Source organism: Streptomyces xiaopingdaonensis (genome assembly GCF_000262345.1).
GTDB classification, from domain to species: Bacteria; Actinomycetota; Actinomycetes; order Streptomycetales; family Streptomycetaceae; genus Streptomyces; species Streptomyces xiaopingdaonensis.
Genome location: NZ_AJTQ01000360.1, coordinates 1 through 24,813, shown reverse-complemented (window position 1 = coordinate 24,813; position 24,813 = coordinate 1). Strand labels below are relative to the sequence as shown.

23 protein-coding genes and 1 riboswitch are annotated in these 24,813 nt (G+C 71.8%); of the genes, 7 read left to right on the top strand and 16 right to left on the bottom strand.

What is annotated here, in order from left to right:
• A partial coding sequence (locus tag UWG_RS0127660; RefSeq protein WP_157838607.1) for a GntR family transcriptional regulator occupies positions 1 to 395 on the bottom strand: 395 nt, incomplete at its 3' end.
• An 83-nt stretch (positions 396 to 478) separates the two neighbouring features.
• Between UWG_RS0127660 and UWG_RS0127655 the strand changes: the two genes are divergently transcribed.
• A complete protein-coding gene (locus tag UWG_RS0127655) occupies positions 479 to 1,150 on the top strand; it encodes a pyridoxamine 5'-phosphate oxidase family protein (RefSeq protein WP_016910443.1) in 672 nt (223 codons plus the stop codon).
• A gap of 6 nt (positions 1,151 to 1,156) precedes the next feature.
• Here UWG_RS0127655 and UWG_RS0127650 read toward each other — a convergent pair whose 3' ends face one another.
• Entirely contained in the window at positions 1,157 to 2,164 is a 1,008-nt protein-coding gene (locus UWG_RS0127650; protein ID WP_016910442.1) for an EamA family transporter, read from the bottom strand.
• 45 nt (positions 2,165 to 2,209) lie between these two features.
• Positions 2,210 to 2,740, bottom strand: coding sequence for a Clp protease N-terminal domain-containing protein (locus UWG_RS0127645; RefSeq protein WP_016910441.1), 531 nt, complete (start codon positions 2,738 to 2,740; stop codon positions 2,210 to 2,212).
• Positions 2,741 to 3,093: 353 nt separating this feature from the next.
• Here UWG_RS0127645 and UWG_RS0127640 point away from each other — a divergent pair, with 353 nt between their 5' ends.
• Both UWG_RS0127640 and UWG_RS0127635 read left to right on the top strand, forming a co-directional pair.
• Positions 3,094 to 3,774 (top strand): DUF4232 domain-containing protein, encoded by a 681-nt coding sequence (locus UWG_RS0127640; RefSeq protein WP_016910440.1) that lies wholly within the window; start codon positions 3,094 to 3,096, stop codon positions 3,772 to 3,774.
• 102 nt (positions 3,775 to 3,876) lie between these two features.
• On the top strand, positions 3,877 to 4,704 hold the full coding sequence (locus UWG_RS0127635) for a PhzF family phenazine biosynthesis protein (RefSeq protein WP_016910439.1): 828 nt from the start codon (positions 3,877 to 3,879) through the stop codon (positions 4,702 to 4,704).
• A 19-nt stretch (positions 4,705 to 4,723) separates the two neighbouring features.
• On the opposite strand, the gene UWG_RS0127630 is transcribed toward UWG_RS0127635, so the two are convergent.
• Positions 4,724 to 5,530: a CPBP family intramembrane glutamic endopeptidase gene (locus UWG_RS0127630; protein WP_420235651.1), complete on the bottom strand. Its 807-nt coding sequence runs from the start codon at positions 5,528 to 5,530 to the stop codon at positions 4,724 to 4,726.
• A 200-nt stretch (positions 5,531 to 5,730) separates the two neighbouring features.
• Here UWG_RS0127630 and UWG_RS0127625 point away from each other — a divergent pair, with 200 nt between their 5' ends.
• Positions 5,731 to 7,542, top strand: a complete 1,812-nt coding sequence (locus UWG_RS0127625) for a substrate-binding domain-containing protein (protein ID WP_029391828.1) — start codon at positions 5,731 to 5,733, stop codon at positions 7,540 to 7,542.
• 13 nt (positions 7,543 to 7,555) lie between these two features.
• Here UWG_RS0127625 and UWG_RS0127620 read toward each other — a convergent pair whose 3' ends face one another.
• Positions 7,556 to 9,040 (bottom strand): glutamate-cysteine ligase family protein, encoded by a 1,485-nt coding sequence (locus UWG_RS0127620; protein WP_016910436.1) that lies wholly within the window; start codon positions 9,038 to 9,040, stop codon positions 7,556 to 7,558.
• A 530-nt stretch (positions 9,041 to 9,570) separates the two neighbouring features.
• On the opposite strand from UWG_RS0127620, the gene UWG_RS0127615 reads away from it, so the two are divergent.
• Both UWG_RS0127615 and UWG_RS0127610 read left to right on the top strand, forming a co-directional pair.
• Positions 9,571 to 10,215, top strand: a complete 645-nt coding sequence (locus UWG_RS0127615) for a hypothetical protein (protein ID WP_016910435.1) — start codon at positions 9,571 to 9,573, stop codon at positions 10,213 to 10,215.
• A gap of 457 nt (positions 10,216 to 10,672) precedes the next feature.
• Entirely contained in the window at positions 10,673 to 10,879 is a 207-nt protein-coding gene (locus UWG_RS0127610) for a DUF5999 family protein (protein ID WP_016910434.1), read from the top strand.
• A 132-nt stretch (positions 10,880 to 11,011) separates the two neighbouring features.
• On the opposite strand, the gene gcvP is transcribed toward UWG_RS0127610, so the two are convergent.
• Positions 11,012 to 13,897, bottom strand: coding sequence for an aminomethyl-transferring glycine dehydrogenase (gene gcvP / locus UWG_RS0127605; RefSeq protein WP_016910433.1), 2,886 nt, complete (start codon positions 13,895 to 13,897; stop codon positions 11,012 to 11,014).
• A gap of 183 nt (positions 13,898 to 14,080) precedes the next feature.
• Positions 14,081 to 14,178: riboswitch (glycine riboswitch) on the bottom strand.
• A gap of 153 nt (positions 14,179 to 14,331) precedes the next feature.
• On the opposite strand from gcvP, the gene UWG_RS0127600 reads away from it, so the two are divergent.
• Positions 14,332 to 14,718: a PRC-barrel domain-containing protein gene (locus UWG_RS0127600; RefSeq protein ID WP_016910432.1), complete on the top strand. Its 387-nt coding sequence runs from the start codon at positions 14,332 to 14,334 to the stop codon at positions 14,716 to 14,718.
• 1 nt (position 14,719) lies between these two features.
• Here the strand turns inward: UWG_RS0127600 and UWG_RS31220 are convergent, their stop codons facing one another.
• The 10 genes from UWG_RS31220 to clsA form a co-directional block, all read right to left on the bottom strand.
• Positions 14,720 to 16,087 carry a DNA polymerase IV gene (locus UWG_RS31220; protein ID WP_016910431.1) on the bottom strand — a complete coding sequence of 456 codons (1,368 nt, stop codon included), beginning with the start codon at positions 16,085 to 16,087 and terminating at the stop codon, positions 14,720 to 14,722.
• A 62-nt stretch (positions 16,088 to 16,149) separates the two neighbouring features.
• Positions 16,150 to 16,794 (bottom strand): MerR family transcriptional regulator, encoded by a 645-nt coding sequence (locus UWG_RS0127590; RefSeq protein WP_016910430.1) that lies wholly within the window; start codon positions 16,792 to 16,794, stop codon positions 16,150 to 16,152.
• 171 nt (positions 16,795 to 16,965) lie between these two features.
• Positions 16,966 to 17,439, bottom strand: a complete 474-nt coding sequence (locus UWG_RS0127585; protein WP_016910429.1) for a bifunctional nuclease family protein — start codon at positions 17,437 to 17,439, stop codon at positions 16,966 to 16,968.
• A gap of 74 nt (positions 17,440 to 17,513) precedes the next feature.
• Positions 17,514 to 18,215 (bottom strand): transcriptional regulator FtsR, encoded by a 702-nt coding sequence (gene ftsR, locus UWG_RS0127580; protein WP_016910428.1) that lies wholly within the window; start codon positions 18,213 to 18,215, stop codon positions 17,514 to 17,516.
• Positions 18,216 to 18,232: 17 nt separating this feature from the next.
• The gene (locus UWG_RS34055; RefSeq protein ID WP_016910427.1) at positions 18,233 to 18,763 is read right to left on the bottom strand and encodes an FHA domain-containing protein; all 531 of its coding nucleotides are present in this window, start codon (positions 18,761 to 18,763) and stop codon (positions 18,233 to 18,235) included.
• A gap of 411 nt (positions 18,764 to 19,174) precedes the next feature.
• A complete protein-coding gene (locus tag UWG_RS0127570; RefSeq protein WP_016910426.1) occupies positions 19,175 to 20,026 on the bottom strand; it encodes a DUF881 domain-containing protein in 852 nt (283 codons plus the stop codon).
• A 5-nt stretch (positions 20,027 to 20,031) separates the two neighbouring features.
• Positions 20,032 to 20,364 carry a small basic family protein gene (locus UWG_RS0127565; RefSeq protein WP_016910425.1) on the bottom strand — a complete coding sequence of 111 codons (333 nt, stop codon included), beginning with the start codon at positions 20,362 to 20,364 and terminating at the stop codon, positions 20,032 to 20,034.
• A complete protein-coding gene (locus UWG_RS0127560; protein ID WP_193386490.1) occupies positions 20,361 to 21,254 on the bottom strand; it encodes a DUF881 domain-containing protein in 894 nt (297 codons plus the stop codon). Before UWG_RS0127560 ends, UWG_RS0127565 begins: the two co-directional genes overlap by 4 nt.
• Before the next feature lie 96 nt (positions 21,255 to 21,350).
• Complete coding sequence (locus tag UWG_RS0127555) at positions 21,351 to 23,846, bottom strand: mannose-1-phosphate guanyltransferase (RefSeq protein ID WP_029391826.1); 2,496 nt, start codon at positions 23,844 to 23,846, stop codon at positions 21,351 to 21,353.
• A 116-nt stretch (positions 23,847 to 23,962) separates the two neighbouring features.
• Entirely contained in the window at positions 23,963 to 24,571 is a 609-nt protein-coding gene (clsA, locus tag UWG_RS0127550; protein ID WP_016910422.1) for a cardiolipin synthase ClsA, read from the bottom strand.
• Positions 24,572 to 24,813 lie beyond the last annotated feature (242 nt).

Sequence of the window (24,813 nt, the reverse complement as noted above, 5' to 3'; positions counted from 1 at the left end):
GGCGGGGAGCCGTAGACCGTCGGCTCGGCCGCCGCACGGCGGGCGGCGGCGGCGAGTGCCTCGTCGAGCGGCGGGAGCAGGGCGGGGTCCGGGTTGCCCGTGGAGAGGTCGACGGCGCCCTCGGGCACGTCGGCGCGGAGCTCCTCGCGCGGTGTGCTCGCGGGGCGCGCGCGGACGCGGCTGCCGCGGCGGCCCGCGGTCTCGATGACGCCGCGCTCCCGAAGGGTGCGGTACGCGGCGGCGACGGTGTTCGGGTTGACGCCGAGTTCGCGCGCCAATCCCCGCATGGGCGGCAGGTGTTGACCGGGCGCCAACGCCCCTTCCGCGATGCCCTGTTCCACGCTGGCGGCGATCTCCGCACCGCCCCGGCCTGCTATCCGGTACTCTCCTAGCACAAAGCTAACTATGCACTAGTACAAGGAAGTTGAGCAACCGCCCCGGCAGCGGCGACGAGCCGCCCCGAACGCCTGGAGGACCGATGACCCCCGCATCCGCCGCGGCCCCGTACGAGCGCACCGACCGCACCACACCGACCCGTCACACCGAACGGGCCGCCTACGACCGCGAGTCGGTCCACTCCGTCCTGGACTCCGAGTACCTCTGCCACCTCGGCTTCGTGCGCGACGGTGCGCCCGTCGTCCTCCCCACCCTCTTCGTCCGCGTCGGCGAACGCCTCTACCTCCACGGCTCCACCGGGTCGCGTCCGCTGCGGGAGGGCGGGGCGCCGGAGGGCCTGCCGGTCTGCGTGACCGTCACGCAGGTGAACGGCCTGGTGCTGGCCCGCTCGGCCTTCCACCACTCGCTCAACTACCGCTCCGTCGTGGTGCACGGCACGGCGGTCCAGGTCCGCGACGAGGCGGAGAAGGCGGCGGCGCTCGACGCGCTCGTCGACTCCGTCGCCCCAGGACGCTCCGCGGACTCCCGCCCGGCCAACGCCAAGGAGTCGGCGGCGACGGCGGTGCTCGGGGTCGACCTCGCCGAGGTCTCGGCGAAGGTCCGCGAGGGCGGCCCGAGCGACGACGCCGAGGACCTCGCGCTCCCGTTCTGGAGCGGCGTCGTCCCGGTCTCCCGCACCTACGGCGCCCCCGTACCCGCCGACGACCTCACGGCGGGTACGCCGGTCCCGGAGTACCTGGCGGCGCTCCGCTAGGCGGCCTCAACCGGTGCGCGACGGCGGCGCGTCGACGGCATCGGCAGACGCCGGCCCCTCCGCGGCCGCGCCGTCGCGCGGGCGCCCCGGCGCCTGCGCGACGGCGGCGCCGAGCAACACCACAGCACCGCCGACGAGTTGCACCCAGCCCAGGTGCTCCCCCAGCACGACCCAGGCGACGAGCGTCGCCACCACCGCCTCGAGGCACGCGACGACCCCGGCGACCTGAGGGGAGAGCCGCCGCACGGCCACGACCCCGGTGACGTACGCGACGACCGTGGCCACCGCCACCATCCACACCAGCAGGACCACGCCCCGCACCGGCGTCCCGTCCACGGAGACGCGCTCGCCGAGGATCCCCCACTCCATCCCCCAGGGGCGTGCGGCGAGCGTCAGCACCACCGTCGCGAGGAGCGCCCCGTGTGCGATGACGCCGAGCGGGTGCGGCACCGGCCGGTCGTCGCCCTCCCGTCCCTTGCTGCTCCCCTGGTCGGAGAGGACGAAGTAGCTCGCCTGGCACGCCGCGGCACCGAGGGCCAACGCCAGGCCGACCGCGTCGAACCGCAGCCCCGCCCAGATCTCCACGACGCACGCGAGCCCGCCGACGGCGAGCACCACCCCGACCGCCGCGGCCCTGCTCACCGGACGGCGCTGCACGAACCGCACCCAGCCGAGCACCAGCGCGGGCGCCAGGTACTCGATGAGCAGCGCGACGCCGACCGGGACGCGGGAGACGGCGGCGAAGTAGCAGCCCTGCACGCCGGCCATGGCGAAGACGCCGAACCCCGCGATCAGACCGGGGCGTTGACGCACCAGCGCCCGGTGCCGGACGGCGAGCGGCAGCAGCAGGAGCGCCGCACCGGCGACGCGCAGCCACGTCACCTCCAGCGGGTCGAGCCCGGCCGCGATGAGCGGTTTGGCCACGGTGCCGGAGCTCCCGAAAGCGAAGGCGGAGACGAGCGCGAGGAGGAGGCCGACGCCTCGCGGCTCCGCTTGGGAGGTGGCAGCGGGCATGGCCGCATCATGTCAGCAGCGACTGAGCGTGTCACTCATGAAGGCTCACGCCTCCTCGCGCCCCGTCCCCAGACGGACGGCGAGGAGCTCGACGTCCACACCGGCGGCGTCGAGCACCTCCACGGCACGGCACTCGCGATCGGCGACGAGGCCGGCGAAGAGGTCGATGCCCTCGGCGAGTTCGACCCCGCGCCGACGCGCCCTGCACACCGCGCACTCCAGCGCCGCCGACGCGCTCGGGGACCAGCCGGCGGCGCCGCCCGGCTGGTCTGCGACGGCGGGCAGCGCCCCCGAATCCTCCACGGAGCCCTGCCACTTCAACCCGTAGCCGACGCTGCGCTGCACGAGGTAGCCGAGGAGGCGCCCGAGTTGGGGTGCCCCGCCCTCCAACAGCTCCCAGACCTCCCGGTCGGACTCGAGGACGCTGTGGAGCAGGTGCGCCGTGTCGACCTGGCGATCCCCGTCGCGAGCAGCACGCCGCCGCGCAGCCGCCACCATCGCGGCGACGGCCTCGCTGACCTGGCTCTCGGGATGCCCCGTCGAGGACTCGGCATCCGACGGCATCGGAATCTGCACAGGACCACCACATCACATCCCCGCACCCTCAACATCACCACCCCGTGGCATATACCGCCGGGCCGACTGGTCACCACGCGGTATCCGCGACCTCCTCCGCAGGGAGGAGATCCGGTCACGTTTCTCGGGGAAAGCGGCCGCGCCAGGCGCCACTCGGCGAGGCGCACGCTCCGGGTACGCGGGTGGTACACGACGCCGCCCCGCTCCCAACGCGCCGCCTCCGCGGGGGGCTTGGAGCCTCCGGGAGCGGGAACCGACAACGCGTGCCCGCGGTCCCATCACCGACGGCTGCACCACCCCGACAGGGCACACGCCAGGGCACCTCCGGCCAACGGCAGCACAGGGAGACCGCCATGCCCCTCACGTCCTCTCAGCAGCGCCACACCCGCACCGCACTCGCCGCGGCCGCAGCCTGTACCGCACTCCTCGCGGCCGGCTGCAGCTCCGACTCGACGGAGGCCGGCGACTCCTCGGTGAGCGCCTCCGCCCCGCAGGCGGGCGGCGGCTCGACGAGCGAGCCCTCCGCCTCAGCGGAACCGTCGCCCGGGACACCGCAGCAGTCGGAGCCGCGCCCCGGCGGCGGGCAGAGCACCCCGCAGCCCGACGGCCTCGTCCCCTGGTGCCCGACGGACTCGCTCTCCGCCTCGGTGCGCGGCCTCAGCCCAGGCGCCGGAAACCGGTACGCCGCGCTCGTCCTCACCAACACCGGCGACACCACCTGCCGTACGAAGGGCTGGCCGGGCCTCCAGTTCGTCGACGGCGGCGGCTCCGGCCTCCCCACCGACAACGTCAGGGACCGCGAACAGGCCGCCAGGGAAGTGACGCTCCGCCCGGGCGCGCACGCCTGGAGCCGGCTCCACTGGGCGGTGGTCCCGGGCGAGGGAGACGACGGACCCTGCCCGGCGCCCGGCTCGCTCCGCGTCATCCCGCCCGACCAGCGCACCGCGACCGAGGCGGACTGGTCGCAGGGCGAGGTCTGCGGAGCCGGCCACGTCGCAGCGGCCGCACTCCGCGCGGGGACAGGTCCACGCTGAAGCGTCCGCGCCGCCTCTGCCGGCGGGTGGCTCTCAATCCCGGGCCACCCACCGGCGATTGGCCCTCTTCGAGGAGCCGGGCCGCTCCGTAGACTCGCCGCCATGAGGATTCGAACCGTCGACGCCTTCACCGACCAGCCCTACTCCGGCAACCCGGCCGGGGTCGTCCTCCTCGACGAGGCGGACTTCCCCGCGGGCTTCCCCGACGACGAGCGCCTCCAGCAGCTCGCCGCCGAACTCAACCTCGCCGAGACGGCGTTCGCACTGCGCCTCAGGGAGGACGCCGCCGACTGGGCCCTGCGCTGGTTCACGCCGGCCGTCGAGGTGGGCCTCTGCGGCCATGCCACCCTCGCCACCGCGCACGTCCTCCACCAGGACGGCCACGCGCAGGAGAGGGTGCGCTTCCGCACCCGCAGCGGCCTCCTCACCACCGAGGCCACCCCCGACGGCTCCGGCCACACCCTCGACTTCCCCACGGCCGCCCTCGCCCTCGTCGAACCCCCGGAGGGCCTGCGGGCCGCGCTGGGCGCACCGGTGCGCAAAGTCCACACGACGGGCGACCTCGGCGACCTCGTCGTCGAGGTCGAGGACGAGGCGACGGTGCGCGCCCTCGCCCCCGACCTCGCCGCCGTCGCCGCGCTGCCCTGCCGCGGCGTGGCCGTCACCGCCGAAGCGGGGGCCGGGGCCGAGTACGACTTCGTCTCCCGCTTCTTCGCACCGGCGCAGGGCATCCCCGAGGACCCCGTCACGGGGAGCGCGCACACCGCGCTCGCGCCGCTGTGGGCGGAGCGGCTGGGCCGCGCCGAACTCGTCGGCCTTCAGTGCTCGCGGCGTACCGGGCTCGTACGCACCGAGGTCCTCGGCGGGCGCACGCGCCTGACGGGCGCGGCCGTCACCGTCCTCGACGCGGAACTCCGAGTGCCGCTGTGAGCAATGCGGGTGGGGCGGCTCACGGCAGCCACCCCACCCGCCCGGCGAGCAGCCCGTACCCGGCGAACGCCACGATGTCGATGAGCGCGTGCGCGGCGACGAGCGGCCCCACTCGGCCCCACCTGCGGTACAGCAGCACGAAGACGACGCCCATCGCCACGTTGCCGAGGAAGCCGCCGATGCCCTGGTAGAGGTGGTACGAGCCGCGCAGCAGCGAACTCGCCGCCAGCGCCGCCCACGGCGACCACCCCAACTGCCCCAGCCTGCGCAGCAGGTAGCCGACGACGATGACCTCCTCCACGACGGAGTTCTGCACCGCCGCCGCGACGAGCACCGGGTACTTCCACCACACGTCGGGCAGCCCCTCGGGGACGACGGTGAGGTTGAACCCCGCGGCCCTCGCCCCGAAGTAGAGCAGCAGTCCGCAGCCGCCGATACCGGCCGCCACCGCGGCGCCCCACCCGAGGTCGGGCCAGGGGCGGCGCCGGTCGAGGCCGAGCGCCCGCAGCCCGGGCACGCCCTCGCGCAGCAGCAGGTGCGCCACGAGGGCGACGGGGACGAGCGCCGTCGCGATCCCGAAGAGCTGCCACGCGAGGTCGAGCCACGGACGTCCGGGCGCGCGCGAGGAGTTGAGGTGCGCCGACTGGTCGGCGAGGCCCCCCGGCTCGGTGAGGGCGCCGACGAAGCTGATGAGCGCCGAGACGCCGCTGGCACCGAGCGACAGGGCGAGGACCAGCAGCGTCTCGGTCCCCAACACCCGCCGGGACAGGGTCTGTCGGGAAAGTTCAGGACGTACGCCCTCATCCGACGCCACAGCAACCTCCAGATTCGAACGGCTTCGCACGGAACCGGCCCCCGCCATTGACTCGAGTTCGCCAATCGCGTCTCATCAGCCACGTCCGCCACGCTATGGTCTCGAAAACACACACTACGTAGATCGCGCGCGACGACTCGGGGGACGAGCACGATCAAGGCGTGCTGCCTCCCGCCGTCACCTAGGGCCACCCGAGGAGAGACGCACACGCCATGGCACGTCACAGCTTGCCCGACGATCAGGACACCTCAGGGCCGGGGTACGCGCCGACCGCCGCGCCGCCCTCTCGCAACGGTTCGAGACGACGGAACGTCATGCTCGCGACGGCGCTGGTCGTGGCCCTCGGCGCAGGCACGGGCGTCGCGGCGCAGAAGGGGATGCTGCCCTTCGGCAGCGGGTGCGACGGGGAGACCGTGGAACTGCGCGTCGCCGCCTCGCCCGACATCGCCCCCGTGCTGCGCACGGTCGCCGAGCGCACGGAGGACGGCGAGGCGAAGTCCGACGGCCGCTGCATGGACGTCCGCGTGAGCGCACGCGCGGGCGCCGAGATGGCCGACGCGCTCAAGCACGGCGGCTCCTCGGACAAAGCCTCCGAGTACGAGGTGTGGCTGCCGGACTCCTCCTTCTGGATCGAGCAGGCGACCGCCTCGGGGAACGCGTCGGCCGCCGACTCGCTCGGCAGCGTCGCCTCCTCACCGATCACCCTCGCCGCCGTACCCGCGGCGGCGAAGGCGCTCGGGTGGCCGAAGAAGCAGTACTCCTGGGGGCAGATAGCCGACTCGTCGGCGTCCGGCGACGAACTGCGCGTCGGCGCCGCCGACCCGGCACGCAGCGCCACCGGCCTGCTGGCGCTCACCCGCATCCAGGAGTCGGCCGCGAAGGCGGGCGGCAAGGACGCGGAGACCAAGACGGCCGCAGCCGCCAAGCAGCTCGCGGAGCGCACGGCACCAGGCGACTCCCAGGTCCTCGCCACCCTCCCCCGCGACGACTCAGGCACCGAGCTGGGCAACCCCAAGCGCAACCAGGCGCTGATCCTCTCCGAACAGGCGGCCCACTCCCACAACAAGGGCTCGGGCGACTCCCCCGACCTGCAACTCTTCTACCCCGAGGGCGGCCTGACGCTCCTCGACTACCCCTACGCCCTCGTCGACAGCGACGACTTGAGCACCGAGCAGAGCCGCGCCGCCATGCGGTTCCAGACGCTCCTCGGCGACTCCCAGGGCCAACGCGCCCTCACCGCCGGCGGTTTCCGCCCGAAGAACGGCGACGCCGTGGAGGACGTCTCCGCCGCGGCCGGCGCGAAGAAGCCCCAGCCCTACGCGGCGAGCCAGGCAGGCGCCCCCTCGCCCAAGAGCGTCCAGGAGACGCTCGGGATGTGGACGATCACCGTGCAGAGCGCGCGGTTCACCATCGTCGTCGACGCCTCGGCCTCGATGGCCGCCGAAGTCCCCGGCCGGCCGGGCGAGTCGAGGATGGACGTCACCAAGGCGAGCCTGATGCAAGGACTCTCGCAGTTCACCCCGGAGGACGAGGTCGGCCTCTGGGAGTTCGCCACCCGCCTCGACGGCAAGCGCGACTACCGCGAGCTGGTGCCGACCGTCCGCCTCGGGGACCGCGCGGGCAGCGGCGCGACGCAGCGCGAAAAGCTCCTCTCCGCCTTCGGCAAGATGGGCCCGATCCCCGGCGGCGCCACCGGCCTGTACGACACGACCCTCGCCGCGTACAAGAAGGCCGTCGAGAGCTACTCCAGCGGCAAGTTCAACGCGCTCGTCCTCCTCACCGACGGCGCCAACGAGGACCCGGGCAGCGTCTCGCGCAAGGAGCTCCTCACCGAACTCGACGACCTCGCCGACGACAAGCGCCCGGTCCCGCTGATCGCGATCGCCGTCGGCCCGGACGCGGACAAGGACGCGGCGAAGGAGATCGCCAAGGCGACGAGCGGCTCCGCACACCAGGTCAACGACCCGGCGCAGATCCACGAGGTGATCCTGAAGGCGATCATGGCCGCCGGCAGCGGGGCCTGAGGCCGCTCGCCACTCACGCCGGCCAGGTGTGCACCGGCTCCCCCGCCCAGGCGAGCTCCGAGTACCTGCGGGTGACGCCCGCGAGCGCCTTCGCGCGGTCCAGCCCCGAGTCGACGGCGCGGTGGTAGGCGCGGGCCTGCCACTCGGCGCCATTGCTCCGCGTACGGCAGCGCTCCTCGATGACGCCGAGGAACCGGTCCCGGTCCGAGGGCTCCACGCCCCAGGCGTCGAGCCCTTCGGCAGCCATAGGCAGCAGGACCTCCCCCACCAGCCGCACCGCGGGCCACTCGGCCGTACCGCCGCCGGGCCTGGGCCAGTTGAGGCGCGCCCCGATGCCGTCGCGGCAGGCGGCGTCGAAGTTGGCGGCCGCCTCGGCGAAGGTCATGCGCCGCCACACGGGGCGGCGCTCGTCGGCGAGGGTGCGGACGAGCCCGTAGTAGAACGCCGTGTTGGCGAGGACGTCCGTGACGGTGGGCCCCGCCGGCAGGACGCGGTTCTCCACCCGTAGATGCGGGACGCCTCCGGCCACCGCGTAGACGGGCCGGTTCCAGCGGTAGACGGTGCCGTTGTGGAGCACCAGCTCGGCGAGGGAGGGTGCGTGCCCGGCGGCGAGCACCTCCTGCGGGTCCTCTTCGTCGAGGAGTGGCAGAAGGGGCGGGAAGTAGCGGAGGTTCTCCTCGAAGAGGTCGAGCGGCGAGTCTATCCACCGCTCGCCGAACCAGGTGCGCGGGCGCACGCCCTGCGCCGCGAGCTCCGGCGGCCTGGTGTCGGTCGCCTGCACGAAGACCGGTATCCGCGACTCGCGCCACAGCTCCCGCCCGAAGAGGAACGGGGAGTTCGCCCCCATGGCGATCTGCGGCCCCGTCACCGCCTGCGCCGCGTTCCAGACGTCGGCGAAACGGTCGGGCGTCACCTGGAGGTGGAGCTGGAGCGAGGTGCACGCGGCCTCGGGTGCGATCGAGGAGGTGGTCCGCCGGAGCTCCTCGACGCCGCTGATGTCGAGGGCGACCTCCTCGCCGCGTGCCGCCATGATCTGGTCGTTGAGCAGTCGGTAGCGGTCGGCGGCGGTGAGGTTCGCCGGCACGAGGTCGTCCGCCTCCAGGGTCGGCAGGATGCCGATCATCACGATGCGGGCCGCCGCCTCGCTCGCCTGCCGATCGGCGTACCCGAGCCCGGTACGCAGCTCCTCGGCGAGCTGGTCGAAGACCCGTCCCACCAACCGGTGCGGCACGACGTTGACTTCGAGGTTGAACTGCCCCAACTCGGTCTGGAAATCGGTACTCGCGATGCGCTCCAGTACCTCCTTGTTGCGCATGCGCGGGAGCCCGGAGGCGTCCGAGAGGTTCAACTCGATCTCGAGACCCATGAGATCGCGCGGCCCCTGGAACCTCCCCTGTGCGAGCAGCTCCCCGAGCGCCGCTCTGCACTTCTGCAGCTTCTCCCGGTACAGCCGCCGATCGGACAGGTCGAACCTGTCCGCGACGAGCTTCTCTCCCATCGAAGCTTCCTCCTCGGTCGGGGCCCGGCAGTGCACCGATGATGCCCCGGAACACGATCCACAACGCCTGCGCCCCCTGGCTGGCGGCGGGCGAATGCAATTACGCTGTGGGGAGTTATGCGGCACATTCCTCCGGCATACGGACTGCCAACGGCATAGACGGCAGGCATCGGCTCCTACCATGCCGTGCACGTCCGTCTCAGGAAAAGCTCGGGTGCAGATCAAGCCGACCACGCGGGCGGAGAATTACCAGGGTACGCACCTCGTATCCCGCGCGAATGCGGAGAAATACCACGCGGATTCGGCGCGCCTCGGCCTTGCCTCTTCCAGCCGCGCACGCTAGTCGAAACGCCGGGGGAAAACGGTTCGTATAAACTTCCCTGAAGAGGCGGGAATTGGCATTCAGGCGCCGCCCCGACCGACCGGTGCGCGCACGCACCGCCCTCCCCCGAAAACGACACTGCCGTCGTGTCCCGGCCGCATACCCGTTGCCCGCGTATCCGAGTCTCCAGAACGAGAGGCGAACGATCATGCTGCATGTCCCCCCGGCCCCCGCCCCCGCGCTCCGCAGCGTCGAGACCGCGCTCGGCTCCCCGACCGCCGTCCACGACCCGCGCACTGCGCCGACCCTCCACGCCGGCTCCGCGCTCCGCGCGGCCGCAGACCAGCTCCGCCCCCAACTACCGCTGCCCGTCCACGAGATGACCGGCATCCGCGGCGCGGCCGACGCGCCGTACACCAAGCTCGTCGGCTGGCGGTTCCATCTCCACGAGACCGGCACCGAGGGGGGCGAACCGGTCGGCGCCGCCGAGGCCGTGCTCACGGCGGACGGCTGGGCGTTCGCGCACTTCTGCGAGGGCCCGTACGTCACCTCCTCGGTACGTGCACTCCGTGAGGCGCACACGCTGCCGGGCGGCCACCAACCGAGACTCCTCTCGGTACCCGAGCTGTACATGCTCACGCTGTGGCTCTGCGAGGACCTCGACGCCGACCCGGCCGAAGGCAGTCCCTCCGACGCCGACCTCCTCATCCCGCTCGCACCCGCGCCCCCCGGCATCGCCGCCCACCAACCGCAGCGCGCCGACGCGCTCCTGGCGCTCCTCACCCACCGCCTCGTCACGGCGCCGCTCAGCCGCCCGGTGACCGGCACGAGCGACCTCGCCTCGGCGAACTGACGTCGCACACGCCCCGGAGCCCGTCACCACGGACGGCCCGCACCGGCCGCGGAGACGGGCCCCGGGCGCTCGACGAGGCGTTCGCCCAACACACCGTGGCACTCGCCGCGTTGGACCGCACCCGCATCGGCAGGGCCCGGCCGTCCACCCCGCCTACGCCTCCGACCGCCCTTCCCCCACAGGGTTTTCGCTTTCGGACACACGCGCCCCACGCACCGCCGCGCGCCGTAGGACGTAGTCATTACGGGCTACGGGAACACCCCGGATTGGTGGTTCTTCCGCGGAACCCGCTCGGCCAGGCGTCATGTCTGTCTCAATTGAGGGCAGCCGGCGCGGAATCCACGCGGATCGGCGCCGGCAGGAGGAAGACCGGCAACGCACGACGACGGGGGCCGGCGGCATGGCATCCGCATCCGCAGACGGCGAGACGTACACACCACGACGGAAGACACCGAAGATGTGCCAGCACCAACCACCGTGTCCCACAGCCGAATCAGCAGACCGGGAGGCGGCCCAGCCGCTGGTCCACTTCCCCGAACAGGGGTGGAGCCTCCTGTGCAACGGGGTCCTGCTCTTCGAGGACACCGGTGAACTGCTGCCCGACGGGCGCGTCATCGCGCCCCACCGCCCGCTCACCGCGGGCAGGATCACCACGGCTGCCTGAGCCGGCAGCCGTGCGGAAAACCGAGGCCGGTACGCCCGCGCGTACCGGCCTCCGTCAGCGTTGCCGCGCGGCCGCCCGACGGCCCGACTCCCGCCGGACCTCCGGGCGTTCAGCCCCGCGTCACCGCTCCGCTCACTCCTCGTAGTCGCTCATAGGCGGGCACGAGCAGACGAGGTTGCGGTCACCGTACGCCCCGTCGATGCGGCGCACCGGCGGCCAGTACTTGTCCGCGGTGTCCACCCCCGCGGGGAAGGCGGCCTCCTCCCTGCCGTAGGGGTGCGGCCACTCACCCGCGAGCTGACCGGCGGTGTACGGCGCGTTGCGCAGCGGGTTCTCCTCCGCCGTCCACTCCCCCGCACCGACACGGTCGATCTCCGCACGTATTGCGATCATCGCCTCGCAGAACCGGTCGAGTTCGGCGAGGTCCTCGCTCTCCGTCGGCTCCGTCATCAACGTCCCCGCGACGGGGAAGGACATCGTCGGCGCGTGGAAGCCGTAGTCGATCAGCCGCTTGGCGACGTCGTCGATGCTGACGCCCGTCTGCTTCGTCAGCCCCCGTACGTCGATGATGCACTCGTGCGCGACGAGGCCGCCCGGCCCCGTGTACAGCACCGGGTAGTGCGGTTCGAGCCGCCTGGCAAGGTAGTTGGCGCCGAGCACCGCCACCTGCGTCGCCGTGCGCAGGCCCTCCGCACCCATCAGGCGCACGTAGGCCCAGGAGATCGGCAGGATGCCGGCCGAGCCCCACGGCGCCGCCGAGACGGGGCCGATCCCCGTCTCGGGTCCCGCACCCGGCTGGAGCGGATGGTTGGGCAGGTACGGCGCAAGGTGCGCGCGCACCCCGATCGGGCCGACGCCGGGGCCGCCCCCGCCGTGCGGGATGCAGAACGTCTTGTGGAGGTTGAGGTGCGAGACGTCGGCACCGAACCGCCCCGGACGCGCCACCCCGAGCAGCGCGTTGAGGTTGGCCCCGTCCACGTAGACCTGCCCGCCCGCATCGTGCACGGCGGCGCAGACGTCCTGGATGTGCTCCTCGAAGACCCCGTGCGTCGACGGATAGGTGACCATCAGCACGGCGAGCTCCCCGCCGTGCTTCGCCAACTTCGCGTGCAGGTCGTCGAGGTCGACGTCGCCGCTCTCGCCCGTCCCCACGAGCACCACGCGCATCCCCGCCATCACCGCGCTCGCCGCGTTGGTGCCGTGCGCGGACGACGGGATCAGGCAGACGTCCCGCTGCGTCTCACCGTTGCCGCGGTGGTACGCCCGGACCGCCAGCAGGCCCGCCAACTCGCCCTGCGAACCGGCGTTGGGCTGCAACGAGACGGCGTCGTACCCCGTCACCTCGGCGAGCTGCTCCTCCAGTTGACGGATCAGACTCAGGTACCCCTCGGCCTGATCGGCGGGCGCGAAGGGGTGGAGGCCGGCGAACTCCGGCCAACTGATCGATTCCATCTCGGCGGTCGCGTTGAGCTTCATCGTGCACGAACCGAGCGGGATCATTCCCCGGTCGAGCGCGTAGTCCCGGTCGGAGAGCCGGCGGAGGTAGCGCAGCATCGCCGTCTCGGACCGGTGGGCGTGGAAGACCGGGTGCGTCAGGAACTCCTCCGTACGCAGCAGCCCCTCGGGGAGCGCGTCGGGCGTCCGCCCGTCGAGCGCCTCCACGTCCGCCGAGACGCCGAACGCGTCCCAGACGAGGGCGAGTTGCTCCCTCGTCGTCGTCTCGTCGCAGGCGACGCCCACGTGGTCGGCGTCGACGAGCCGCAGGTTCACGCCCGCCTCCCTGGCCCGCTCGACGACCTGCCCGGCGCCGCCGGGCACCCGCGCCGTCACGGTGTCGAAGAACCCGCCGTGCACCACCTCGACGCCCCCGTCGCGCAGCCCCGCCGCGAGGAGCGCGGCGAACCGGTGGGTGCGCCGCGCGATCGCCGTGAGCCCCTCGGGCCCGTGGTAGGTGGCGTACATACCGGCCATCACCGCGAGCAGGACCTGCGCCGTGCAGATGTTGCTCGTCGCCTTCTCCCGGCGGATGTGCTGCTCGCGTGTCTGGAGCGCGAGCCGGTAGGCCTGCCGTCCGTCCGCGTCCTTGGAGACGCCGACGAGCCGCCCCGGCAGGCTCCGCGCGTACTTGTCCCGCACCGCCATGTACCCGGCGTGCGGGCCGCCGAAGGCCATCGGGACGCCGAACCGCTGGCTCGTGCCGACCGCGATGTCGGCACCGAGCGCACCGGGCGAGGCGAGCAGCGTCAGCGCCAGCAGATCGGCCGCGACGGTGACGACCGCGCCCCACTCGTGGGCCCGCTCGACCACGGGCCGCAGGTCCCGCACCACCCCGGAGGCACCGGGGTACTGGAGGAGCACGCCGAAGACCCCGCGCTCCGCGAGGTCCTCCGGCACGCCCTCCGAAAGGTCGGCGACGACCACCTCGACGCCGGTCGGCTCGGCCCGCGTCCGCAGCACGGCGACCGTCTGCGGCAGCGTCTCGGCGTCCACGAGGAAGACCTTGCCCTTGACCTTGCCGACCCGGCGGGAGAGGGCCATCGCCTCCGCCGCCGCCGTCGACTCGTCGAGGAGCGAGGCGCCCGCCGTCGGCAGTCCCGTCAGGTCCGCGACGACGGTCTGGAAGTTGAGCAGCGCCTCGAGCCGCCCCTGGGAGATCTCCGGCTGGTAGGGCGTGTACGCCGTGTACCAGGCGGGGTTCTCCAGGACGTTGCGCTTGATCACGGCCGGGGTGTGGGTGCCGTAGTAACCGAGCCCGATCATCGAGTGGAGGACGCGGTTGCGTCCAGCCATCCCGCGCAGTTCGTCGAGGACCTCGGCCTCGGTGCGCGCCGCGGGGAGCCGCAGCCGCTCGGTGCTCTTGATGGCGTCGGGGACGGCTGCCTCGGTGAGTTCGTCGAGCGAGGCGTACCCCACCTGCGCCAGCATCTTCGCCTGGGCCTCCGCGCCGGGGCCGATGTGCCTGCCGGCGAAGGGGCTGTCGTTCTCGAGTGCGGTGAGGGGGATGTGGTTGGGGGTCATGGAGGCCTCCTGGTCGCTGTGACCTACAGGCACCCTGCGGGCGCCCTGCGGCCTCCCCCTCTGTCATCGCAACCTGAGAGATTCACCGGCGCCGCCGCCCTCTCTCGGCCGGCCCGGCTTACACCGTCGGTGAGGGGGGCTCTCGGCGTTCGTCCTCGGGCCCGCCCTGCTTTCCAGAGTGACCTCGTCCGCACGGTACGTGTGCCTGAGAGATTCCGGGGAGGATTTGCTCCTTCGGCGCCCCCGGCACCATCGCCGGAGGGCTCTCCCGCACGGGGTCGACAGCCGTCTTCGAGCCTACCAGCGGTTCCGCTCTGCGTAACCGGGCAGGCACTCGAGTGGCCAACGGCCGAAAAATACCGTTTCGTTGTACTCACGGCGCTCGCCGCGACGGCGTGCGCACGACGGCCGTTGCCGAGACCACTGGAGGGATCGTGCAGACCGACATCGACCCGCGGAGCCTGATAGGCCACACGGCGCTCGACCGGGACGGCGCCAAGATCGGCAGAGTCGACGAGGTCTACCTCGACGACGCCACCGGACGAGCTCAGTGGGCCTCCGTACGCACCGGCCTCTTCAGCCGCGACGCCTTCGTCCCGCTGGAGCCGAGCGAGTTCGACGAGGGCAGCCTCCATGTCCCGTACGAACGCGACCAGGTGCGCGCAGCCCCCGACATGGGCGTGGGACGCCACCTCTCCCCCGCCCAGGAGCTGCAGCTCTACGAGCACTACGGCCTCGACGTCCCCGCCGAACCGGCGCCGCCCCCCGACCGCGAGTTCGGCCGCATCGCCGGCGAGCCCGAGGGCGGCACCACCGCCTGAGTCATTCCGCGAGCGGCTCGTGCCCCGGCACGGGCCACTGCGGAGAGGCGGGCTCCAACTCCTCGTCGTCCGCGGCGAAGGTGCGGACCCTGCCGGGCGCGGTGGCAGGGCCCTCGAACCTCACCGTGACCTTGCCGAGCCCGCTCCCCTGGACCCACCCCGCGCCGTGCTCGCGGTGCGCGACGTCCTGGCCTGGACGCCACTCGCCCCGCGCGGGCTGCCCCCTGTCCACGCGCACGGGCTGAGGTGCCGCGGCCTCGGCGGCCGGCTCGGCCACGCCGGCCGCGGCGGCCTCCGCCTCGCTCCACTGCGCGAAGAGGTCCTCCTGCGTGAAGTCGGCCAGCCCGCTGACACCGACGCCGAGCAGCCGCACACCCGCCGTGGTGTCGATCCCCTCGAGGAGCCGCGCCGCCGCCTCGCGGACGACGCCGGGGTCGTCCGTCGGCCCGCGGAGTGTCTCCGATCTGGTCAGCGTGGAGAAGTCGTAGCTGCGGACCTTGACCACCACCGTGCGACCCGAGCGCCCGGCCTCCCGCAGCCGCCGCACGCAGCGGTCGGCGAGCCGGGCCACCTCCGCCTGGACCTGGGTGCGGTCGGTGAGGTCGACGTCATAGGTGTCCTCCACCGAGACCGACTTGGCGTCCCGCTCCGCGACGACGGGCCGCTCGTCGACCCCGAGCGCCATCGCGTAGAGGGCGGTGCCGTGTGCCTTGCCGAGGAGCCGCAGCAGCTCGTCCTCCCCCGCCTCCGCCGTCTCGCCGATGGTGTGGATGCCGGCCCGGCGGAGCACCTGCTCGGTCGCCGGGCCGATCCCGGGGAGCGTGCGCACCGTCATCCCCGCGAGCAGCTCCCGTTCCGTCCCCGGCTCGATCGCGACGAGGCCGTCCGGCTTCGCCTCCTCCGAAGCGATCTTCGCCAGCATCTTCGACCCTGCGAGGCCGACAGAGCCGTTCAGCCCCGTCGCCGCAAGAATCTGCCTCCGCAGCCGCTCGCCGACGCCCCGCGGGTCCTCCTCCGCGAGCGCCCCGCCCGCCTCGAGGTCGACGAACGCCTCGTCGAGGCTGAGCGGTTCGACGAGGGGCGAGAGGCGGGCCAGCAGCTCCATCACCGTCTGGCTGATCTCGCGGTAGAGACCGAACCTGGGGTTCAGGTATGCGGCGTTGGGACAGCGCCTGCGCGCCTGCGCCGTCGGCATCGCCGAGTGCACACCGAACTGCCGGGCTTCGTACGAGGCCGTCGCCACCACACCGCGCGGCCCCAACCCGCCGACGACGACCGGCTTCCCCCGCAGGCTCGGCTTGCACGCCTGCTCCACGGAGGCGTAGAAGGCGTCCATGTCGAGATGGAGGATGGTCGGTCCGGTTCTCACACCCACCGATACTGCCGCACCGCACTGACATCCGAACCCGCCACGCAGCCGGCGGCCCCGGCTCAGCCCGCGCGGTTCTGGCGCCGCCGCGCGAGCTCGTCCTCCGGGTGCTCGCCCACCACGGTCTCGCCGGTGTCGACCCGCTCGCCGTGGAGCTGCGCGAGCGCCCCCTCGACGTCCTTCCACACGACGCCCACCGCGATCCCGAAGACGCCCTGCCCGCCCTGGAGGAGGTCGACCACCTCGTCGGGCGAGGAGCACTCGTAGACGGTGGCCCCGTCGCTCATCAGCGTCATCCTCGGCAGGTCGCTACGCCCGCGGGAGCGCAGATGCCGCACGGCGGCCCGGATGTTCTGCAACGAGACGCCGGTGTCGAGGAGCCGCTTCACGATCTTGAGGACGACGATGTCGCGGAAGCTGTACAGACGCTGGCTCCCGGAACCGTAGGCGGCCTTGATGCTCGGCTCCACGAGCCCGGTCCGTGCCCAGTAGTCGAGCTGCCGGTAGGTGATGCCCGCCGCCGAGCAGGCCGTCGGCCCGCGATAGCCGACCTCGTCCGAAGGCCCTTCCCCCGCTTCCGCCTCCTCAGCCGCGGACTTCGCCGGCGGAGCGGCCGGCCCCGCGGAGGGCCGGGCGAACGGGGCCGAATCCCCCGCCGCTGCGTCGTCACCGCCGGTGCGTACCACGCCGACCTCCGTCTTCCGCATCCCGAGTCACCCCCGGAACCTGCCCACTTGAAGGTAGGGAGTCACCCTCGGTGGGTCAACGATCGCCCGATTCGGCACGCCGGGTGACACCGGCCCCGCGAATGGTTTCCCGCGGGGGGCACAGGGAACAGCTTGCCGGATGCGGAACAGGGCCGCACCAACGGAACGCCCCTACTGGTTGCTGGTCCCGAAATCCTCGGGGGAGATCTGGTCGAGGAACTCGCGGAACTTCTCCACCTCGTCCTCCTGCTCGTCAGGGATCGCGATCCCCGCGTCGTCCAGCACACCGTCGCTGCCGTAGATCGGCGTCCCGGTACGCAGCGCCAGCGCTATCGCATCGGAAGGCCGGGCGCTGACCTCGACGCCGCTGGCGAAGACCAGCTCGGCGTAGAAGACGCCCTCCCGCAGATCGACGATGCGCACCGCGGTGAGCTCCTGGCCCACCGCCTCCAGGACGTCCTTGAAGAGATCATGCGTCAGCGGCCGGGCAGGGGTCATGCCCTGCTGGGCGAAGGCGATCGCGGTCGCCTCCCCGGGGCCGATCCAGATGGGGAGGTAGCGGTCGCCTCCCACCTCGCGCAGGAGCACGATCGGTTGGTTGGTGGGCATTTCCACCCTGACACCCACGACGTCGAGCTCGTTCACACAGCAACCCTAGGCCGTGGGCGGCCCGTTTGGGTAGTCGGGCACCCGTTCAACAAGCGCATCCGGGTACCGGTTCAGGCCCCCCGGGGCCCGAGCGCCGCCTCGACGAACGCCGAGTGGAGGCGCGAGGCGAGTCCGGCGAGCTCGCGCAGCTCCTCCTCGCCCCTGGCGCGCCGCTCGGGGTTGCCGTGCAGGCGGAGCGGCGCGGCGAGCTGTTCGACGAGCGCCGCCTCCCGCTCGGCGGCCGCCTTCACGGCCCGCAGATGGCGCGGTTGCAGACCGAACCGCCCGACCTCCGCGACGAGCCCAGCCACCGCCAGCTGCCCGGCGTCGAACTGCCCCTCGACGTCGGGCCGCAACAGGCCGTACGACTCCCACTCGGCGAGCTGCTCCTCGCTCACGCCGACCTCGGCCGCGAGATCGGCACGCCCGTATCGGGCAGCGGACTCGGCGGGCGCCCCGCACGCGGAAGCCTGGGCGCCGGCCTCCGACGTCCGCACGGGCTCCCCCTCCTCGGGCGAGACCGTGGCGCGCACGGCGCTCAGCGGCAGGCAGTGGTCCCGCTGGAGGCGCAGCACGTGCCGCAGCCGCTCGACGTCGGAATCGTCGAACTTCCGTGCACCGGCGGGCGATCGGGAGGGCCGCACCAGCCCCTCCGCCTCCAGAAACCTCACCCTGGAGGCGGTCACCTCCGGGAACTCCTCGCGGAGCGCCTGGAGGACGGCGCCGAAGCTCAGCGCCGTCCCCGCCCCTGACTCTGCGGCGATGTGGGGCATGTGCCTTCCCTGGTGCGTCAGGCGGTGCGCTGGCTCGCGAAGAAGACCAGGCGGTACTTGCCGATCTGCACCTCGTCGCCGTACGCGAGCGGCACACCCGCCTCGATGCGCTCGCGGTTGACGTAGGTGCCGTTGAGGCTGCCGACGTCGGAGACGGTGAAGGTGCCGTCGGGCCCGCGCCGGAACTCGACGTGCCGCCGGGAGACGGTGACGTCGTCGAGGAAGATGTCGCTCTCCGGATGCCGTCCCGCCGTGGTGAGTTCGCCGTCGAGGAGGAAGCGGCTGCCCGAATTGGGACCGCGACGCACCACGAGGAGCGCCGAACCGATCGGCAGCGCGTCGACGGCCGCCTGCGCCTCCGGTGGCAGGACCGGCACCTGGTGCTGGCCCGTCGTCTCGGCGTCGTACGCCTCGATTCCGGAGATGGAGATGGTCGACGTCGTCTCGGAGGAACCCTCGGCCGCAGGGACGCCACCCTTGAGCGGCGCACCGCAGTTGGAGCAGAAGCGGCTCTCCTCGGAGGCACGGGTCCCGCACCTGTTACACACGGGCAAGGCAGACCCTCCACCGGGATTCGAGGCTTGCGGTACCCCGGAACCTATGCGGCCGGACGCTCCGCGGTCAACTGACGCCGCACCGTGACCGGGTGCCGCACCGCCTGCGACCTCGTCCCTGAAGAGCGGACGCTCCTCCTGGCTCTCGCCCGACTCCTGGGGCTGGCGGGGAGCCCGGTGGCGCGCAGCGGCGTTGCCACCGTCCTGGCGGCCCTTGCCGAACAACTTCGCAAAAAAACTCACGGGCGATTCCCCTCGCACACAACAGACCCGCCCGTGGGGCAGGACAGACCATCGATGCTCTCATTGGCCGGTCGGGACGCCCACTCAACGTCCATGACCTGCACACAGTTTCCCTTACACGGAGCCGGACGAGCCCCCCGACCCCCCACGAACTTCCGCCTCCTACTGGGATGACGACCGAGCGTAGTCAGGCCGCTTCGCCGATCGCAAGGCGCCCACTTTCACCTTCTCCGCACGCGTCACGGAGACCGTGGCCTGCTCCTCCTTGAGTGTCTGCACGACCCCTCCCGGGATTTTCAGGGCAGGTTCGAGGTCCTGCGGCTTGCCGATGACCTTGAAGCTGTAAGGCCGACTGATCCTACGCCCGTCGACGCGCACCCCGTCGCCCGACGAACTCCCGGGCGAGAAGTGCGTGTCGGCGACCACCCGGACCTCGTTCACCTCGATCGCCTCCGCTCCGGCCGCTCGTAGTTCCTGCACTGCGTCGAGGAGCATGTCGGGCTCCACCGTCCCCCGCGGGTCCGTGATCGTCATCTCGATCCCGGGCCCCTGAGCAGCCACCGTACCCGCGAGGACGCCTAGCTGACGCTGCTTCTCGGCCGTCTGCTTCCGCGCCTCCTCCGCACGGTCGGAGCTGTTCTCCAACTCCGTCCGCTGCGATTGGAGCTCCTGCTTCTCGTCCTCCAAACGCGTGGTGCGGTCGTCGAGTTCGTCGAGGATGCGGACGAGGTCCTCGTGGCGCGCGCCCCGCAGCGCGCTGTTCTCGCTCGTCGACCTGACCTGGATGGCGAGGGCGAGGCCGAGCACGAAGAGGAGGACGGCCACGACGAGTTGGGCACGCGTCACCCGCGGCGGCCACAGCGCCTGCGCCAGCCGCTGCCGTCCCGTCGGCCCCTGCTTCTCCGGGCTCCGCGCACGCTCACCGGCGTCCGTCTCCCGCGGCCCGTCCTCCCGCGGTGCGGCGCTCGGCTTCTCCGGCGGCAGTTCCCCCGAGGACCGGTGCTCGTCGCTCATCGGCCTCACGCCCGGAAGACGTGCCGACGGATCGCGGCCGCGTTGGAGAAGATCCGGATACCGAGGACGACCACCACCCCCGTGGAGAGCTGCGCACCCACGCCCAACTTGTCACCGAGGAAGACGATGAGAGCCGCCACGACGACGTTGGAGAGGAACGAGACGACGAAGACCTTGTCGTTGAAGATCCCGTCGAGCATGGCGCGCAGCCCGCCGAAGACCGCGTCGAGTGCCGCGACGACGGCGATGGGCAGGTAGGGCTCCATCACGGTCGGCACGACCGGTCGTACGACCAGCCCCGCCACGACACCCACGACGAGCCCCAGTACGGCGATCACGATGTGCTGCCCTCTCCTGTCCCCACCGGCTTCGCTGTCCGGACGCTCAGGTGCGGCGCCGCGGGCAGCCGCACCTCGTCCTGTACCGAAATGCTGGTACGCACCCCGTAGTTCTCCCGCAGCACGTAGAGGTACCGGCCGTCCTCGCTGTCCTGGAACGCCGTGCTCAGGTCCTTGCCCGGACCGATCGCCAGCAGCGTGTACGGCGGCGCCAACGGCTTGTTGTCGACGAGCACCGCGTCCCCGGCCGCCCGGATCGCCGAAAGGGACGTCAACCGCTGGCCGTTGACCGAGACCGCCTCGGCGCCCGATTCCCAGAGGCCGTTGACGATTCGCTGGAGGTCCCGGTCGCGCACCCGGCCGGTGTCGGAGAACCCGCTGCTCTCCCTCGGCCCGTCGCCGTCGCCCGCCTCGGTGTCCTCGGCGTCGTCGACGACGAGCTTGACACCCGGGCCCGCCACGGGCAGCGCGCCGGAGAGCAGCGCCGTGCTGCGGTCCCGCTCGTCGCCGTGCCGCTGAAGAGCCTGACGCTGCCGCTTCTCGACGTCGGCGCGGAGGCCGTCGACGCGTTCCTGGAGCTGGTCGGCGTTGTCGGTGCCGTCCTCGATCCGGTCGATCAGCTCTTCCTTCTCCTTCGCGAGACTTGGCGCCGCGAGCCGCGCCTGCGCTGCGCCGACCGTCACCACGAGCGCGGCGAGCGCGAGGCCGACGGCGAGGCCGGCCTTCGCGCGCCGGGTACGCGGCAACCGCGAGTGGCCGCTGGTCCCTTCGCGTGCGGCGGCCTCCGCGTATCCCTCGTCGAGGCTGTGGTCCATGACGTTGTTCAGCAGCGACATGGAGGCGTCGGGCCGCGAGAACCGCGAACTCCTGCTACCCGGCTGCTGCGACATGCCGCACATCGTCGCATGCCGCGAGCCCCCTCAACGAACGGACCCACCCGGACCCCGTCCCGCGACCGGGCAAACTCCGGCCGCGGGACGGGCAGTTCACTTCCCGGCGTTGTCGACCGCCGCCGCCCACTCGTCGAGCAGCGACTGGGACGAGGCGTCGTCGGGTCCTTCCGCCCACAGGTGGGTGACCGCCTCGGACGGGTCCGGGAGCACCAGCGCCCAGCGCCCGTCGGACTCGACGACGCGCACGCCGTCCGTCGTGTCGACGTACCGGTCACCGGCCGCCTCCACGACGGTCCGCATCACCAACCCCTTGACCGCCCACGGAGTCGCCAGGTCGCGGCGCTGCACGTGCGCCCGCGGGATGCGTGCGTCGATCTCGCTCAGCGTCAACTGGGTGCGCGCCACGAGCCCGATGAGCCTGACGAAGGACGCCACACCGTCGAAGACCGAGCTGAACTCCGGGACGATGAAGCCGCCCCGCCCGTCCCCGGCGAACGCCGTCGCCTCGTCCCGGCAGACGCGGGTGAGGTCGTCCGGCGAGGTCGTCGTCCACTCCACCTGCGTCCCGTGGTAAGCGGCGACCTGCTCGGCGATACGTGTAGTCGTCACCGGAAGCGCCACCCGGCCGCTCCTGCGCTCGGAGGCGATGAGGTCGAGCATGACGAGCAACGCCCGCTGGTCCTCGATGATCCGCCCGCGCTCGTCGACGAGCGACAGGCGCTCACCGACGGGATCGAACCGCACACCGAAGTCGGCACGCGCCGACGCGACGATCTCGCCGAGCCGCACCAGCCCGGCCCTGCGCGCGTCCACGGTCTCCGTCGGGCGCGACTCGTCGAGCCCGGGGTTGATCGTCAACGAGTCGACACCGAGCCGCCCGAGGAGGCTCGGCAGCACCAGTCCGGCGCTCCCGTTGGAGGCGTCGACGACCACCTTGAGGCCGGACTCCGCCACGCTCGTGGTGTCGACGGCCCGCAGGACCGAGCCCGTGTACGAGTCGTAGACGCTGGACGGGAAGTGCAGATCGCCGATCTCCCCGGGGAACGCCCGCCGGTACTCCTGGCGTGCGTAGACGCGGTCGAGCTTCCGCTGCCCCGCCTGCGAGAGGTCGGCGCCCCTGGCATCGAAGAACATGATGTCGACGGAGTCGGGACGTCCGGGGCTGGTACGGATCATGATGCCGCCCGCGCTGCCGCGCGCCGTCTGCTGTCTGGCGACGGGGAGCGGGACGTTCTCCAGGTCCCGGACGTCGATCGCGCTCGCCTGCAACGCGGAGATCACCGCGCGCTTCAGGGCCCGCGCGCCGCGCGAGTGGTCGCGCGCCGTGGTCACCGTGGACCCCTTCTTCAGCGTCGTCGCGTAGGCGCCGGCCAGTCGTACGCAGAGCTCCGGCGTGATCTCGACGTTGAGGATGCCCGAGATGCCCCGCGCCCCGAAGAGCCGCGCCTGCCCCCGGGACTCCCAGATGACGGAGTCGTTGACGAACGCCCCCGCCTCGATCGTCTTGAACGGGTAGATCCGGACGTTGCCGAGGACGATGGACTCCTCGCCGATGAAACACTCGTCCCCGACGACGGCACCGTCCTCGATCCGCGAGGCACGCATCACGTCGGTGTTCTTCCCGATGACGCATCCGCGAAGGTTGCTCTGCTGCCCGACGTAGACGTTGTCGTGCACCACGGCCCGGTGGAGGAAGGCGCCGCTCCGCACCACGACGTTGGAGCCGATGACGGAGTGCTCCCGGATTTCGACGTCGCCCTCGATCTTCGCGTAGTCGCCGACGTAGAGCGGACCGCGCAGCACCGCGTCCGGGTGCACCTCGGCACCTTCCGCTACCCAGACGCCGGGCGAGATCTCGAACCCGTCGATCTCGACGTCGACCTTGCCCTCCAGCACGTCGGCCTGGGCCTTGACGTAGCTCTCGTGGGTGCCGACGTCCTCCCAGTACCCTTCCGCGACATAGCCGTAGATCGGCTTGCCTTCCTTCAGCATCCGCGGGAAGACGTCCCCCGACCAGTCGACGGAGACGTCCGACTCGACGTAGTCGAAGACCTCGGGCTCCATCACGTAGATACCGGTGTTGACGGTGTCGGAAAAGACCTGTCCCCACGTCGGCTTCTCGAGGAAGCGTTCCACCTTTCCTTCGTCGTCGAGGATGGTGATGCCGAACTCCAGAGGGTTCGGCACCCGCGTCAGGCAGACCGTGACCATGGCTCCCTGCTCCTTGTGGAACCGGATGAGATCGGTCAGGTCGAAATCTGTGAGCGCGTCACCCGAGATGACGAGGAAGGAATCGTCCCTGAGGGCTTCCTCCGCGTTCTTGACGCTGCCTGCGGTGCCGAGCGGCTTCTCCTCGTTCGCATAGGTGAGCTCCATGTCGAGCTCCTCACCGTCCCCGAAGTAATTGCGCACCAGGGAGGCTAGGAACTGCACGGTCACCACGGTCTCGTTGAGTCCGTGCCGCTTCAGCAGTCGGAGCACGTGCTCCATGATCGGACGGTTGGCGACGGGCAACAGCGGCTTGGGCATACTGGCGGTCATCGGACGAAGGCGTGTGCCCTCTCCGCCGGCCATGACAACTGCCTTCATGTCGGAGGCGTCCTCCTCGCACAGAGACGACGGTCGTACCGGCTCTCACCCATCCAGGATGGCCCATGAGACGGCGCCACGGGCAACGGACCTCTGCGTCTGCTGGAAGGGCCGGCTCAGTCGGCCTCGGCGTCCGCTTTGACGAGCCGGCGCACCTGGACCACGTACAGGATGCCTGCCCACCAGTAGAGCGCGGTGCCCCAACCTGCGAACGCCCATCCGAAAATAGCAGCGAGCGACGCCAGGGCTCCACTTCCGTCGCTCAGAAGCAGCAGCGGGAAGGCGTACATCAGGTTGAAGGTGGCGGCCTTGCCCAGGAAGTTCACCTGCGGCGGCGCGTAACCGTGCCGGTCGAGCACCCACACCATGGCCAGCAGCAGCACCTCCCTCGCCAGGAGAGCAACAGTGAGCCAAAGGGGGAGGATGCCCCGCCAGGTGAGTCCTACGAGAGTCGAGAGGATGTACAGCCGGTCGGCAGCAGGGTCGAGAACGCGCCCGAGCCCGCTTATCTGGTTCCAGCGCCGCGCGAGCTTCCCGTCCAGGTAGTCGCTGACTCCGCTCAGCGCGAGCACGAGCAGAGCCCACCCGTCGCAGTTGGGCCCGCCGAACTCGGGCCACAGGATGAGCCAGAGGAAGACAGGGACGCCCACGAGGCGGGCCATGCTGAGAATGTTCGGGATGGTGAGGACCCGGTCCGTCTGGACCCGCGTCTCCTGGACCTCCACCCGGGGGCCTCCCCTAAGTACCGTACCGACGATGCCCCATGACTTTACCGGCACGTCCTCGCAACCCCGACACCGGGTGCACTCAGCACCAACACATCCCGGAAGCACCCACTCCGCGTGGTGCCGGCACCCGAGAACTGCCCCGGTCCACGTCCGCCCGATCCCGAACACAAAAAAGGTGGGGAGGGGGTGCGAGGGGAAATTTCCCCTCACACTCCCTCCCCACCTTCAAGGGAAGTTCG